General features: G+C 61.0%; 12 protein-coding genes. 8 read left to right on the top strand and 4 right to left on the bottom strand.

Going from position 1 to position 13,212, the window contains the following annotated elements; all coding sequences use genetic code 11:
• Window positions 1–169 precede the first annotated feature (169 nt).
• The 4 genes from N688_RS09490 (at window position 170) to N688_RS09475 (ending at window position 3,639) form a co-directional block, all read left to right on the top strand.
• On the top strand, window positions 170–1,918 hold the full coding sequence (locus N688_RS09490; protein ID WP_052889059.1) for an APC family permease: 1,749 nt from the start codon (window positions 170–172) through the stop codon (window positions 1,916–1,918).
• Entirely contained in the window at window positions 1,915–2,217 is a 303-nt protein-coding gene (locus N688_RS09485) for a TMEM128 family protein (RefSeq protein WP_052889058.1), read from the top strand. Before N688_RS09490 ends, N688_RS09485 begins: the two co-directional genes overlap by 4 nt.
• Complete coding sequence (locus N688_RS09480) at window positions 2,208–2,939, top strand: universal stress protein (protein WP_052889057.1); 732 nt, start codon at window positions 2,208–2,210, stop codon at window positions 2,937–2,939. Before N688_RS09485 ends, N688_RS09480 begins: the two co-directional genes overlap by 10 nt.
• 229 nt (window positions 2,940–3,168) lie before the next feature.
• Entirely contained in the window at window positions 3,169–3,639 is a 471-nt protein-coding gene (locus N688_RS09475; RefSeq protein ID WP_052889056.1) for a hypothetical protein, read from the top strand.
• A gap of 306 nt (window positions 3,640–3,945) precedes the next feature.
• Here the strand turns inward: N688_RS09475 and N688_RS09470 are convergent, their stop codons facing one another.
• Window positions 3,946–4,716, bottom strand: coding sequence for a response regulator transcription factor (locus tag N688_RS09470; RefSeq protein ID WP_052889055.1), 771 nt, complete (start codon window positions 4,714–4,716; stop codon window positions 3,946–3,948).
• Window positions 4,713–6,590, bottom strand: coding sequence for an ATP-binding protein (locus N688_RS09465; protein WP_081838685.1), 1,878 nt, complete (start codon window positions 6,588–6,590; stop codon window positions 4,713–4,715). The genes N688_RS09470 and N688_RS09465 overlap by 4 nt, the downstream gene beginning before the upstream one ends.
• A 356-nt stretch (window positions 6,591–6,946) precedes the next feature.
• Here N688_RS09465 and N688_RS09460 point away from each other — a divergent pair, with 356 nt between their 5' ends.
• Complete coding sequence (locus N688_RS09460) at window positions 6,947–7,981, top strand: extracellular catalytic domain type 1 short-chain-length polyhydroxyalkanoate depolymerase (protein ID WP_052889053.1); 1,035 nt, start codon at window positions 6,947–6,949, stop codon at window positions 7,979–7,981.
• 183 nt (window positions 7,982–8,164) lie between these two features.
• Here N688_RS09460 and N688_RS09455 read toward each other — a convergent pair whose 3' ends face one another.
• Window positions 8,165–8,467 carry a GlsB/YeaQ/YmgE family stress response membrane protein gene (locus tag N688_RS09455; RefSeq protein WP_052889052.1) on the bottom strand — a complete coding sequence of 101 codons (303 nt, stop codon included), beginning with the start codon at window positions 8,465–8,467 and terminating at the stop codon, window positions 8,165–8,167.
• Between the two features lie 267 nt (window positions 8,468–8,734).
• On the opposite strand from N688_RS09455, the gene N688_RS09450 reads away from it, so the two are divergent.
• Both N688_RS09450 and N688_RS09445 read left to right on the top strand, forming a co-directional pair.
• On the top strand, window positions 8,735–10,057 hold the full coding sequence (locus tag N688_RS09450; RefSeq protein WP_052889051.1) for a TolB-like translocation protein: 1,323 nt from the start codon (window positions 8,735–8,737) through the stop codon (window positions 10,055–10,057).
• A 78-nt stretch (window positions 10,058–10,135) separates the two neighbouring features.
• The gene (locus tag N688_RS09445) at window positions 10,136–10,321 is read left to right on the top strand and encodes a hypothetical protein (protein WP_052889050.1); all 186 of its coding nucleotides are present in this window, start codon (window positions 10,136–10,138) and stop codon (window positions 10,319–10,321) included.
• A 176-nt stretch (window positions 10,322–10,497) separates the two neighbouring features.
• Here the strand turns inward: N688_RS09445 and coaE are convergent, their stop codons facing one another.
• On the bottom strand, window positions 10,498–11,115 hold the full coding sequence (gene coaE, locus N688_RS09440; RefSeq protein ID WP_052889049.1) for a dephospho-CoA kinase: 618 nt from the start codon (window positions 11,113–11,115) through the stop codon (window positions 10,498–10,500).
• A gap of 248 nt (window positions 11,116–11,363) precedes the next feature.
• Here coaE and N688_RS09435 point away from each other — a divergent pair, with 248 nt between their 5' ends.
• Entirely contained in the window at window positions 11,364–13,199 is a 1,836-nt protein-coding gene (locus tag N688_RS09435; RefSeq protein ID WP_052889048.1) for a caspase family protein, read from the top strand.
• The last annotated feature ends 13 nt before the right edge of the window (window positions 13,200–13,212 follow it).

Below are 13,212 nucleotides of genomic sequence, written 5' to 3'. Positions count from 1 at the left end.
ACAGGCGCTTCTATAATGAGGATAACGCTCACAGGACAAGACTGCAGGGGCTGAGACACGGCGCTCCCAGCTGGATCAGATGGGAACTGGTCCAGCTGGGAGCGCCGTGAAGAGAGGACAGATCAGCCAGACCCCGTGGCCTCGCCCTGCAGAGAAGGAGGGAAGTCTCATGCTCGGCAATCAGTCAGCGCGAGCGCCGCTCGCCTCTGCTGAGGCCGATACGCACACTACTCCCACAGCGACCCAGGAGAGCGTGGGGCCGGGACTCAGGCGCGCGGTGGGGATCTGGGGTTCCTACACCTGGGGCTACGCCGACGTGGGGGCCGATGTCTATGTGGCTCTGGGCATCGTGATGGCCGCGGCCCAGGGCGCGACCAATGTGGCCTTTCTTTTCGCCGGCCTGGTCTATGTGATGGTTGGCCTGGCCTACACCGAGTTAGCGGCTGCTTACCCAATGGCTGGCGGTGGCCAGTTCTATGTGTTACGCGGCCTGGGCGATTTCTGGGGCTTTGTGGCTGGCTGGGCCGTCCTGCTGGATTTTACTATCGACATTTCGCTCTTCGCTCTGGCTTCCGCTGGCTACATCAATTTCTTCGTGCCGGTCCTGAATACGCGCGTTGACCTGCACCTGGGAGGGCTGACCCTGCCTGGTGTTCAGCCGTGGCTCATTCTGGAAGCAACCATCTTCGTCGTCCTGTTGACGATCCTCAATATTATCGGGGTGCGCGAGTCTTCGCGCTTCAACGAGCTGCTGGGCGCCCTGGATGTGATTAGCGAGTCAACGATCCTCTTCTTTGGCTTCCTGTTCGCCTTTGATCCACAGCTCTTGCTGCGCCAGATGACGCAGTCCTGGCCCAATCCCTATCATCTGGCCTATGGGGCGTCCCTGGCAATCATCTCCTTTGTGGGCCTGGAATCGATTAGTCAGGCCAGCCAGGAGACGATTCGGCCCGGCAAGGTGGTGCCGCGCACTTCGCTCGCCCTGATCTTAACGGTGCTGATCTACGCCCTGGCCTTCTCAAACCTGGGACTGGCGATGCTGCCCTGGCAGTCTTTCGCCGAGCACAACGGAGATCCCATCGCCTGGCTCGCCAGCCATATTCCTTTTCTCGGGCTGGTCGCCGGCCCCTACGTGGCCCTGCTAGGGGCCACCCTGGTATTGATCTCGTCGAACGCAGGCGTGTTCGGCTCTTCGCGTATCACCTATTCGATGGCACGCTACGACCTGCTGCCGCGGCAACTGGCACGAGTGCACCCGAAGTTCCGCACGCCTGTGCGTACACTGGTGATCTTCTCTGGCTTTGCCCTGCTGGAGCTGTGGCTGGCGGGTCTCTCGCCCAATGCCTACGACGTGCTGGGCAATATGTACGCCTTCGGGGCTGCGACGGCTTATATTCTGGTCTTCATCTCCTTGCTGGTGCTGCGTTTCGTCGATCCCTGGACGCCGCGCCCTTTCAAGGTACCGCTGAATATTCGCTTCCGCGGGAAGGACGGCGAGAGCCGCTTGCTGCCAGTGGTCGGCATTCTGGGCTTGCTGGGGATCAGCAGTATGCTGGTGATGGTGGTGTTGACACACGCGATCGGACGGCTCGCCGGACCGGGCTGGCTGCTGCTGGGCTTGCTGGTTTATGTCTGGCATCGCAAGCGCTCGGGTCTGCCGATCTTTGGCAGCGTGCCCCGCGACTGGCCCGCGGAACAACTGGCTGTCTATGCGGATGCCGAGGAGTATGACCTGGTCGAGGAACTGCGCGAGAATCTGGCGCGTCAACGCCACCTGGCAGGCGAAGAACCACGGGCGCCTCTGGCTGCGCCTCCCACTCGCGTGGTGTCGATACCGCTCTCCCCCCAGGAGAGCCGGAGCAATGGTCGACGTACAACGACAATGGCTCGTGAAGAGGAGCAAAGGAGAGAAGGATGAGTGGACGCCGCAGCCGAGAGAGAGCGCACGCTCGTATCGCTCAGACAGGTGAGGGACAAGAGCAGAGGATGCAGAACAGCCGCAACTGGCGGGGACGCTACCGCCAGATGGTCAGCGTCCTCTTTATTCCCTTGGGAATGATCATGAGCTTGCGGGCACTCTGGCTGGGCTGGCAGGCCTGGACGCTGGTGCTGCTGGGCCTGGCCTTTGTGGCACTGGGAGTGGTCCGCCTCCAGCTGCTCCCTCTCCGACACCTGGCCCCAGCCCGCCAACGGAGAGGAGGGCCTTCATGTTGGTGATGCTGGTAGCTACTCCGATAAATCCCCCCGTGATTACTCCCGCCGGGGTAGTCATCGCGCTCCTCTTTGCGTCCTCAATCATAGGGGTTCTCGGCTGGATGCTTCACCTGCCTCCAGAGACTGAGTTGAGCCGTACCGCCAGCCGGGCCGTGCGATCGATTAATAAGATGACACGGATTCTGGTGCCGCTGCTGCGCTGTAGTGAGGAGACCGATCGGGCCCTGGCCCTGGCCCTGCAGATGGCTCGCCATCGCAATGGGAGTGTCTGGGCGTTGGCCGTGATTGAGGTGCCCTTTATGCTGCCCCTAGATGCAACCCTGGGCGCAGAGGAGGCGCGCGTCCAGGCCCTGGTCGAGCGCGCACGCTCGGTGGCCCGCCAGACGCCCTCAGCCTCAGCACTCACGGTGCGGGTGCTCAAGGCCCGACAGGCCGGTCCGGCTATCGTTTATGAGGCGACGCAGATCGCCGCCGACCTGATCATTGTGGCCAACTACCCCGTGCGGGTACGCGGCAGCCTGCAGCAGATTGATCCCGCTGTCGAGTACGTGCTGAAGCATGCTCCGTGCGAGGTGCTGGTACTGAGCGGCGCTCGCCTCCCTCTCCACCACGAGCAGGAGCCTGCTCAGCTCTCCCAACACCCCGCCACCGCAGAGGAGACTGGGACTGGGCAACGCAGCCCCACTCATGAGGCTTTCCAGGAGCTGAGCGGCAGCAGCCGTTAGGTTCCTGACATCCCCTTTCTTCAAGTCGTGCCCGCCCGCCGCAAGGCAAACCGGGCGGGCACCTGGGTGATATTCAAGCATAAAAGATACATCGATAAATAGATATCAATCACTTTGATATCTTGCAAAGACGTGTTATAATTACACTAGTAGTTCTCTGTTCAACAGGGGCTACAAGCTCTGGCAGATACCGCAAGCTAGCTGGGAATGCTGGAAAGGAGTGCAGTTGATGAAACGCTGGGTTCTTGCCTTGAGTGTTGCCCTGACAATGGTTGTCTCCTGCTGGTTTTTGTTGCCAGCTCATGCCCAGGCCGCTGCCCTGGCCCATAAGCCAGCTACGGCGACACGGGCGCAGCTGCCTGTCCTCCGCTCACGTCTCTATTATAATAGCCCCGATCAGCACTATAGCTTCGGCTATAGTTTTGCGGCAGTGACACGCACTGACGAGTACTACCTGGATGCTGGGACGCACCAGTGGGTCTTTACTTCCTACAACTATCGCCCCGGCTATGCTATGCTGCTGACTCTCTATCTGAATGATGTGCCCATTGGAACGGTCTGGCTGCCCGAGGCCGGCGGCACAGTGACGGTGACCGGTGGTGCCGGATACTATTCGTTCCTGCTGGAGAAGGCGAACGATGGCTTCTATGTGCAGGGCAGCGTCCAGAATGCCTGGCCGCTGATCTGGGTGAGCATCTAAGAGGCTCTGAAGAGCCTCTCTGGTGTCCTACACAGGTGGCATCAGATATTGGGAAGTCTGCAGGGAGATAGAACAGAGAAACAGACAGGCAGGACCAGGAAGAGCCTCCCAGGCCCGAAGAGTGATTACCTGCTGCGTCGTCTTGCTCTGGCCAGGGCTATCGCTTCCTTCATAACAAGGGCTGTGGAGAGCGCTCGACGGCTCTCAGGGTCTCTCTTGCTCCTGGGTTGTCTCTGTGCTGGTACGCCCGACGCCGAAAAGGCTATCTGCCCGGAATCAGGTAGGATTGAAGGCGCGCCAGGTTACCTATTCCCCTGCAGGCTTCCCCCTGTCGCTGGTCTTTTCTTTCCCTTCCTCTGCTTCTTCGCCTGCTGTCTCTTCTTCAGCAGAGAAACGATAGCCAACACCGGAGATGGTGAGAATAAAGCGAGGATGAGCTGGGTCCGGCTCGATCTTGCGTCGGAGCTGCCCAATGTAGACGTGCAAGTAGTGAGCCTCGCCTCCATAGCCGCTTCCCCAGACACGGGTCAGGAGCATCTGGCGCGTCATAATCTTGCCTCTGTTCTGCACCAGGACCTTGAGTAGCTCGTATTCTGTTGGTGTAAGCTTCACCTCTTTGCCGTTGAGCTGCACCAGCCGACGCGCAAAGTCAATCCATAGCGGGCCGGCCTTGAAGATAGCGGCTGTCCCTCCCTGCAGCGGCGCTGCGTGACGCAGCGCCACCCGAATACGGGCTAGCACTTCGTTCATACCAAAGGGCTTGGCGACGTAATCATCGGCCCCCAGATCGAGAGCCAGCACCTTATCACGCTCACTGTCTTTGACTGAGAGAACGATGATCGGGAGATTCGAGTGAGCACGCACACGCTTACAGACCTCCAGCCCGCTGATCCCTGGCAGTCCCAGATCCAGCAGCATGACATCTGGACGAAAGTGGCCAAGCGCTTCGAGGGCCTCTTCTCCGCTGCTGGCGGCATAGACTTCATAGCCGTAGGCGCTAAGGCTGCGCTGGAGCGCGCGGACAATCTCGATCTCATCATCGACCACCAGGATACGTGCCCCTCCTGTTGCATTCATGAACGTGATCGTTCCTCCTCCTTCTGCTCTCTCTTACCAAGACGAGCCAGATTACTCGTCTCTGCCCTCTCTTCGTTCGAGGCAGGCGCCACCACAGGCGAGGTCGTTGGCCTGGCTCCTTCTGGTAGAGGAGGGACAGGGATATCGGCTTGCTCCCCCGCGCTCTCCTGCTCCTGGTCGCTGAGCGGTAAGGTAAAGTGGAAGATGGCGCCACCGCCTTGACGGTTCTCGGCCCAAATGCGCCCCCCGTGGGCCTCAATCAGACCCTTGCAGACAGCCAGGCCAAGGCCGGTGCCGCTAGCGCGTCCGCTCCCGCTGCCTGGACCGCCTGCGCGCCTCACACGATAGAATTTGTCGAAGATGCGCTCTAGATCAGCGGAGGGAATGCCAGGCCCGCGATCAGCGACACTGACCTGCATGTATCCGTTGCCACTTCTGGCCTTGATCTCAATCGGGCTGCTGGCAGGGGTATGGCGCACAGCGTTTTCAATCAGGTTCGTGAGCACCTGACTGAGCTGCAGATAGTCGACCGGCACGGGCGGCAGGTTCTCCTCCAGGTCAACCTGTACCGGGCGCTGCTGCAGCAGCGGCTGCAGTTGCAGCAGGACATCGTGAATCAATTCGTCAAGAGGATACCACTCCTTCTCAGGCTTGAGAGCACCGCCCTCGATGCGCGACATGTCGAGCAGATTCTCGACGAGGCGGTTGAGACGGTCGGCCTCGCGCTCGATGGTGAGGGCAAAACTGCGGCGGCTCTCCTCGTCCCAGACAATGTCTTCCTGCAGGAGACTACTGGCCGCCGCTTTGATGGAAGCCAGGGGAGTGCGCAGGTCATGCGAAACGGAAGAGAGGAGGGCTGTGCGCAGTGCATCGGTCTGACGCAGCAGCTCTAGCTGCAGGCCCTCTTGTCTCAGACGAGCGCGCTCGATGATCGCCGCGGCCTGATCCAGAAAAGCTGAGAAGAAAGGTCCCTCTAGGACCGCTGCCGATCCATTGAGGCGTGGCTGCCAGGTCCTGACTCGCCCCAGGTGTGGCCACTCGGCCTCTTCCATGAGGAGCAGGAGCACGCCCAAGACGCGCCCGCTCGTCTTGAGCGGCAGCAGCCGGGCATAGCGGCGTCGGCTCCAGCCACGCAGGGAACTCTGCAGGGTAGCGCGCAGGCCCCGCCCATAGGGTCCACTTCCCTCCAGGGGCACATCGTGAAGCTCGGCAGCCTGACCATTGGCCATGACCCAGGCCGCGGTGGCCTGCTCATCCGATGAGAGCCGGAGCCGCTCCCGCGGCATGCGCGCACTCGCAAGTACTTCCAGTCGTCCTTGCTCATTGGGCAGGAGCAGCACGCAGTCGCAGACACCCCAGGAAGCAAAGACCTGGACAACGGCCTGCGTCACAATGGTCAGCTGGTGCTGGAAGTCCTCTTCATGGTTGGCTGCTCGCACCAGATCATAGAGAATGCGTGTCTCCCGCTCACGCCTCCGGGCTTCGTCCGCCTGCCTGCGCAGCGCGTTGGTCATCTGCCCGGTAATGATGGCAGCGGTGAGAAAGACGAAGAGGGCAAGCCACTCTTCGAAACGGTTCACAGTCAGACTGTAGAGCGGCTGAACCAGGAAGTAGTCAAAAAAAAGGAAGGCCAGAACGGAAGTCAGCACCGCAGCGTAGAGGCCACGTGTGCTGGCCAGCGCCAGTACCACGAGGAGATAGAGCAGTGAAATATTCGGAATGCGCGGATAGAGCGCGCAGGTATAGATCACAGCAGTGACCAGCCCCGCGGCAGAACAGGCCAACAGGGTATCTACCAGCAGGCGTCGCCAGCTACGCTGCGGTCGCTCCAATAACGGTGGAAAGTGGTCACTCGAACGGCGTTGCTCTCTCATGGTCGCGATGCCTCTTGCTCTGCACCAGGCGCAGGCACGGCCCCAGAGCTACCTCACCCGTGCCGGGCCGGAATACAGCTCCCGTTCCTCCAGTGGGGCAGGGAGGGATCTCTCCCTGCTTGACGCTTCCCTTTATTATAATGCTTTGCTTGCTTCCCTGCTAACAGATAGGGGGGACAAGCGGGACTGGTGTCAGTTCAGCCGAGCCGGGGATGAGCGGAGGCAGAGGCTCAGCCTGATCGCCCAGGGCATCCGCCAGATGGAGCCGGCTGGGGCGTCTTTTCTAAGGGGGAGGGCAGAGCGGAGCCACCCGGCGCGCTCTCTCTATGAGAACTCAAGGCAAAGGAGCAACGCTGATGCAACAAGCTCGTTGGAGGGTCACTTGTGTGACGTGGGGGATCTTCCTCTTGCTGGTGCTGCTGAGTGGCTGTCAAGGGAACAATGCTTCAGGCACGCTCAGTGGTAGTGGAAGCTCACAGAGCAGGAACAGCGACCAGGCGACAACGGCTCCGACGGTGGCGAGCCAGAAGAGCCCAGGCTGCGGACAACCTGCCCCGGCCCGCGGTACAACCCTGGTGGAGACCCTGCAGTCAGGCGGGGTCACTCGCAGCTATCGCCTGCATATCCCCCCAGGCTACCAGCCGGATCAGCCCCTGCCTCTCGTGCTCAATTTTCACGGTCACGGAAGCAATGGCAAGCAGCAGGAGACCTATACGGGTTTTTCTTCGCTGGCAGACCGCGACGATTTTCTGGTGGCCTATCCTGATGGGGTCCTGGCCCCGGACGGCAAGACTGGCTGGAACGCCTATGGTCCCCATCCCACGCCCGTCGATGATGTGCGCTTCACGAGTGACTTACTCCAGACGCTGGAAAGAGACTGGTGTCTTGATCTGCGGCGCATTTTTGCCACTGGCCTCTCGAATGGAGGGGGACTGACAGCATTGCTGGCCTGCCGCCTCTCGACCCAAATCGCAGCCTTCGCAGCTGTCTCGGGCGCTTTCTACCCGCTGCCCGGGGGCTGCCACCCTCAGCGGAGCGTGCCTATCCTGGAGATTCACGGGACCGGCGATTTTATTGTCCCTTATGAGGGAATGCCGAGCGTGGGTCTGCCACCCATTCCACAGTGGCTGGAAGAGTGGGCCAAGCGCGATGGCTGCCAGCAAGGACCCACGGTCTTTCTGACCCAGGGCGATATCACCGGCGAAGCGTGGTCCCACTGCACCGCGCCGGGCCTGGTGGTCCACTACCGCGTGACGGGGGGCGGCCATACCTGGCCTGGCTCGCCGATCCCCGTCCCCTACCTTGGGAAGACAACCCATACCCTCAGCGCCACAGCCGTGATCTGGCAGTTCTTCATGGATCACCCACTGCCCAGTATCAAGGCGGCCTGATCACGAAGGGAGAGCGGCAGGATCATGAGCTGCCGCCTTCGTACAAAGAGCAGGTGCACAGGCAAGACCCTTGCGAGCTTGCCTGTGCACCTGCCTGATCAGTGGAACAAGACTCACTCGCCTGCCGATTGGTAAGCGACCCTAGCCGTTACGTCAGCATTCAAGCAGGCCAACGCTGCTCTCTTAGACAGTGCTGCCGCGCCCACGAGAGAAGAGGCGCAGGAGAAAGATCAGGATGCAGGCTCCAATCAGGGCCACAACCAGACTGCCCCAGAAGCCGAAGCTGGCGCCGGGTGCCAGCAGATCCATGATGAGGCCACCAAGAAAGGCCCCGATCAGTCCAACGATGATGTCTCCGATGATACCGAAGCCGCCTCCCTTGACCAGAAAGCCGGCAAGCGCTCCTGCGATCAGACCGATGATAAGCCAGGCGATGATGCCTCCAGGATTCAAGGTGGCAGCAAGCACAAGTGAAGCTGCTGTCATGATAGGTGTCCCTCCTTCGAGTAGAACAAAAGAAGACTCAGTCTGGTGAACGGTAATTCATGCCCGGTAGCCTACTTTACTTGCCTATTCGGTGACTGGCACAAATCACACTCACCATCCCTAACACGGTGGAGGGATCAAAAAGGGATACAAGCTTCGTCCTTCAGGGGAGAAGCCAGGGCGTCTCTCCCAGCGGCCCCCCAGACGAGGTTGACGAGCAAAGGAGGGAGCGCTATACTTTGGGGCATGAATTGCAGCAGGCGGCATATGGTGACTCTGGTCCTGCTGAGCTGTATCGCGCTGGTTGCTCTGGGGCCAAGCGCTTGCAGCCCGGGCTACAGCGGCACGGCCCAAATCGCCTTTGTGCGCGATGGTCAGCTGTGGACCATCTATCCCGACGGCAGCGGCGCCTATAAAGTCGTTGACAACACCCCTCCCGTGGTGGGAGTAGGCTGGTCGCCCGATCACCACTTGCTGGTGTTCCGCACGCTGGATAGTGATTACGCGGCGAGCACAGCGGGACGCCGTCTCAAAGCAGACTCTCAGACCGGGCTGGTGCCTGATGTGCCTGCCGGTTTAAATACCGTTGGCGTTGATGGCGGCTCGCCCATTCCCATCTTCTTCTCCAGTGCCGCCGTGCGCATCAGCGACGCCTGGTGGGACCCCACGGGGAGCCGCCTTCTCTATCGTCTCACCCTCAGAGGAGACACATCCCTGCTACGTTGGGAGTTGGCCCAAAACGACCAACCCGGCGGCATCGCAACGCGGACGCTACCGGCCAGCCTGGCCATTCCCTCGCTTAGCAGCGCTGGCGGGAGGATCGTGGGAGTCGACCGCCAGGGCCTGTTTACCATTAACCTCACTGGCACTGAGCAGCGCTGGCTCACCCATACCCTGCCGCCCGGTCATCCACTGCCAGCTACGCTGGAGCGGGTCCTCTGGCAGCCGCGCCAGACGCAACCAGCCCTTCTCTACGCCATCTCTGCCGTACCCAACGGCTCAGCAAGCCAGATCTCCTTGATCCTGCAGCAGCCAACTGGCGAGACACGGACGCTGCTCACCTGTAGCTGCCGACAGTTTGCCTGGTCAAGCAGTGGGCGGCAAGTGTTGGCCTTGACAGCCGATGGCCGCTATCTCATTGTCAACCTCGACGGAAGCCTTCGCCTGAGCCTCCGTGCGGAGATCGATAGCGTCCCCTTCTGGTCACCTGACGGACGCTTCTTACTCCTCGATGGACGCCATAGCCTGTGGCTGGTCGATGTTCAGACAGGACGACAGCAGCTGCTCTTGAGCGACCGGACGCCGCTGGGGTCGATGAACGCAGCCAGCAATCAGCTACCAGCCGTCAGCGCGCTGTTAGCGCCTGTGCCCAATAGCCTCTGGGGGAGCGATAGCCGGAGCTTTCTCTTCCTGACACGCGAACGGCTCTGGTGGCAGGGAAAAAGTCTCCTTCGCGAGGGCAACGGCCTGTACCTGGCAACGGTGGATGCCCAAGGTCAACCACTGGCAGCTCCCCGCTTGCTGACCACCGGTGCCATCACTCAGGTCGGCTGGAGCTATCAAGATAGCGCTGTCTCTTTTCTCTTCTAGGCCCCATTGCTATAATGAGCAAGTGGTTCACCTGCCGCCGGCTGAGCCGGAGCAGCAATTTCAGAAGGGAGTATCACTATGACCGATGATCTTGAACAGGAAGAAGAGTTTGAGCCTGAAGAGTATGACGATCTCGAACTGCTAGAGATTCTGGAAACAATCCGTGATGACATGGAGGAACTGGGGCTTCGGACCCTCGATGAGGTGATCGAGCGCATCGAAGAGCTTCATCGAAAACTGGAGAACCAGCATAAGGAACTCTAGACGGGAGAGTCTCACGGGCCTGGGTGGGCAGCGCTTGAGCAAGGCCAGGCTACCTTACCTGGCCGGGCTGGACAGCAGACAGAGATCAGGACAGCAGCCCGACTGATAGGAGGGCAGGCCGGCCAGAAAGGCCGGCTCTATGTTCCTGTTCTCTTCGCGGGAAGGGAGAGCGCGCCTCACCTGGCGCCTTCAGGAGGAAAACGTTGACAGAAGCGAGCGAAGGCACCAGCAACCTGGCGACGAGTCTCCTCCAGTGAGCCACTGTTATCGATCACCTCGTCGACCAGCGGAAGACGTCGCTCGACCGAAGGCTGAGCGCGCAGGCGCACCAGGGCCTCCTCCTCGCTGAGCCGATTGCGTTCCATCAGGCGGCGAAGCTCCTGCTCTGGCGAGCAGATGACCAGCCATTTGCTCTGACAGAGAGCGGCAGTCTTTCCTTCCAGCAGCTTGACGGCATCGACCACCGCGATGCCAGAGGGGCTGACCTGGCTCAGCTCACCCAGCAGGGCCGCGCCAACCGCTGGGTGAACGATAGCTTCCAGCCGTTGCAGGGCCTCGGGATCACGGAAAACGATATTACCAAGGGCCCGACGATCAACTCGCCCTTCCGGTGTCAGAATGGAGGGGCCAAAAACATGAGCAATGCTGGCCGTAACCGGTTGGCCCGGTTCATAGAGCGAGTGGACCAGGGCATCAGCATCAATGTAGCGCTCGGCACCCAGTTCCAACAGCATATTGCCCACGGTTGTTTTGCCGCAGGCAATATTTCCTGTTAGGCCAATGACACGAGGCATAGAGACACAATGCTCCTCTCGCAAGATGATCGAGGCAAGCAGGTGCCTGCCGGAATGGCTTTCGACTCAGTCGATAGCAGCAGAGCAAGCCAGGCCCCTCATCTGGGCCTGGCAGCTTCTCGCCCGATCTCAGACCAGCCTTTGTCTTCACCCTGCCAAAAGTACCGACGTACGCCATTTCTTTCCAGGCTGGCGAAATTTATCGTACAATAACTCCGCAATCTTTGCTATCACAGTAAGGAGCGTGCATGGGCAGACGCCTGGGCCTTCTGATCGGCATTAATCAGTACCAGGATAGTTGCTTTCAACCACTTCGTTACGCCGAGACAGATGCCAGGGCCATTGCGCACTGGCTGATGAATAGCCGGGGAGGGCGCTGGAATTCCTCTGACGTGCAACTGCTGCTCGGAGCGCAGGCCACACGGCAGCGCATCGAGCAGTATCTCACGCAGCTCTGCCTCCAAGCAGCAGGTCCCGATGATACGCTCTTCTTCTACTTCGCCGGGCATGCTTTTCTCGATGAAGGGCGAGCTGAGGGGTACCTTGCACTGGCAGATACGTTCTATCAGCAGCCCGCCAGCGGCCTGCAGCTCGCCACGACGCTACTGCAGCTGCTCGGGCGCAGTCCGGCGCGAGCCATTGTTTGTATCCTTGACTGCTTCCAGACAGGGCGCCTTTGGGGGCAGCGACGCGCCTCGCCTTTCGATTGCAAACCGCTGCCCGGTCCCATGCTCCTGGCCGCCTTGCAGCAGCTGCCTAACCGCTTTCTGCTCTGCTCCTGTCGCGGGAACGAGTTCGCGCCCGAGCAAGGCGAGCAGAACGTAGGCATGTTGACCCATCGTCTCCTGCTCGGATTGTGCGGAGGAGCAGCAGATCCCACCAGCGGGCAGATCATTTTTCAGCGCCTTGCCCTCTACCTGCAACAGAGCCTTGGCGAACAGCAACGCCCACAACTCTTTGGTCAGGGCCTCGGGCCAGTGGTCCTGGTAGGTGAAGAGAAGAAGACCGAGACGCCGGCAGCAGCCGCAGCCAGGATCGGCATAGGCCCAGACGGTGATCAACCCGGTCTACAGCAGCAGCCAATAGGCCCGAGGCCAGCCATGCAGGCGGTGCCGCACCCGCCCCAGGCTCCCACCGGCATCGCTCAGCTCTCTCCTCAGCAGCCGGCCCTGCCGATGGCGGCATCAATCGCAGAGCAGCAGGCAGCACTGCTGCTCCAACAAGCACGGGCCTTGCTCCAGCAACAACGGACTGCTGACGCCCTCTCCCATTTGGAGCAGGTCCTGCAGCTGATGCCGACCAACACCGAGGCGCTCCTTCTTAAGGGCCAGCTGCTCGGGACGGCGGGCCGCTTTGCAGAGGCTATGCAGGCGGTCGAGCAGGTCCTGCACCAGGAGCCAGGCAACGCCCTGGCCTGGAGCATGCGCGCAGCTCTCCTGGCTAACCTGGGACAATTCGAGGAGGCCCTCCAGGCTGTAGAACGCTCGCTGTCCCTTGATCCACACAATGCGGAGACGCAGACGATCAGATCGGCGATTCTGGTCAAGATGGCAGTTGCCCAGACACCAGCCTCGCCCGCTGGCGCGCCCTCGCTCAGCTCCAGCGCTGGGCCGACCTCGCCCGCCACGGCTGGCAGCCCTACCGGGCGAGGTCGAGGCTCTCGTCCTCGGGGACGGGCCTTGCTGATGAGCCTGGTGCTGCAGGTGATCGGCCTGGGACTGGGATTGCTCGGGGCCTGGCTGGCTATCAAATATCCGGGTGCGCCTGGGGTCCTCCCGTTGACTATCGAGGGCCTGGGGCTGGCTCTCCTCTCTGCTAATGCGCTCTCCGGCTGCTATTTCGATGGTTTCTGGCGTTTTCTCCCCATCCCCCTGATGAGCCTGCTGGCTACCGCACTGCCAGTCTACCTGCTTTTGACACAGAGCGGACGGACGCGCCTGGCGGCGCTGGTCGAGGCCGACCCACGCGGCTTCACGGCCATCCAATTTGCTGTGCTCTGGTTCGGCATGGCGGCTGTCTTGCCGTTGCTGCTGGCTTTGGTTGGGCTGCTGAGCGGCTGGCTGCGCGGTGTGCGCCGCCACTAAGCCCGCTCGGCTG

The organism is Thermogemmatispora carboxidivorans, from assembly GCF_000702505.1.
In the GTDB taxonomy this organism is placed as follows: domain Bacteria; phylum Chloroflexota; class Ktedonobacteria; order Ktedonobacterales; family Ktedonobacteraceae; genus Thermogemmatispora; species Thermogemmatispora carboxidivorans.
The sequence above is the reverse complement of the archived record's forward strand: the minus strand, read 5'-3'. Positions and strand labels throughout refer to the sequence as shown.

Bases quoted from the DNA above. Each gene is read 5' to 3' on its own strand.
- N688_RS09465 (WP_081838685.1), bottom strand. From the start codon at position 6,590: ATGAGAGAGCAACGCCGTTCGAGTGACCACTTTCCACCGTTATTGGAG.
- coaE (WP_052889049.1), bottom strand. From the start codon at position 11,115: ATGCCTCGTGTCATTGGCCTAACAGGAAATATTGCCTGCGGCAAAACA.
- N688_RS09485 (WP_052889058.1), top strand. From the start codon at position 1,915: ATGAGTGGACGCCGCAGCCGAGAGAGAGCGCACGCTCGTATCGCTCAG.
- N688_RS09435 (WP_052889048.1), top strand. From the start codon at position 11,364: ATGGGCAGACGCCTGGGCCTTCTGATCGGCATTAATCAGTACCAGGAT.
- N688_RS09445 (WP_052889050.1), top strand. From the start codon at position 10,136: ATGACCGATGATCTTGAACAGGAAGAAGAGTTTGAGCCTGAAGAGTAT.
- N688_RS09490 (WP_052889059.1), top strand. From the start codon at position 170: ATGCTCGGCAATCAGTCAGCGCGAGCGCCGCTCGCCTCTGCTGAGGCC.
- N688_RS09480 (WP_052889057.1), top strand. From the start codon at position 2,208: ATGTTGGTGATGCTGGTAGCTACTCCGATAAATCCCCCCGTGATTACT.
- N688_RS09455 (WP_052889052.1), bottom strand. From the start codon at position 8,467: ATGACAGCAGCTTCACTTGTGCTTGCTGCCACCTTGAATCCTGGAGGC.
- N688_RS09475 (WP_052889056.1), top strand. From the start codon at position 3,169: ATGAAACGCTGGGTTCTTGCCTTGAGTGTTGCCCTGACAATGGTTGTC.
- N688_RS09470 (WP_052889055.1), bottom strand. From the start codon at position 4,716: ATGAATGCAACAGGAGGGGCACGTATCCTGGTGGTCGATGATGAGATC.
- N688_RS09450 (WP_052889051.1), top strand. From the start codon at position 8,735: ATGGTGACTCTGGTCCTGCTGAGCTGTATCGCGCTGGTTGCTCTGGGG.
- N688_RS09460 (WP_052889053.1), top strand. From the start codon at position 6,947: ATGCAACAAGCTCGTTGGAGGGTCACTTGTGTGACGTGGGGGATCTTC.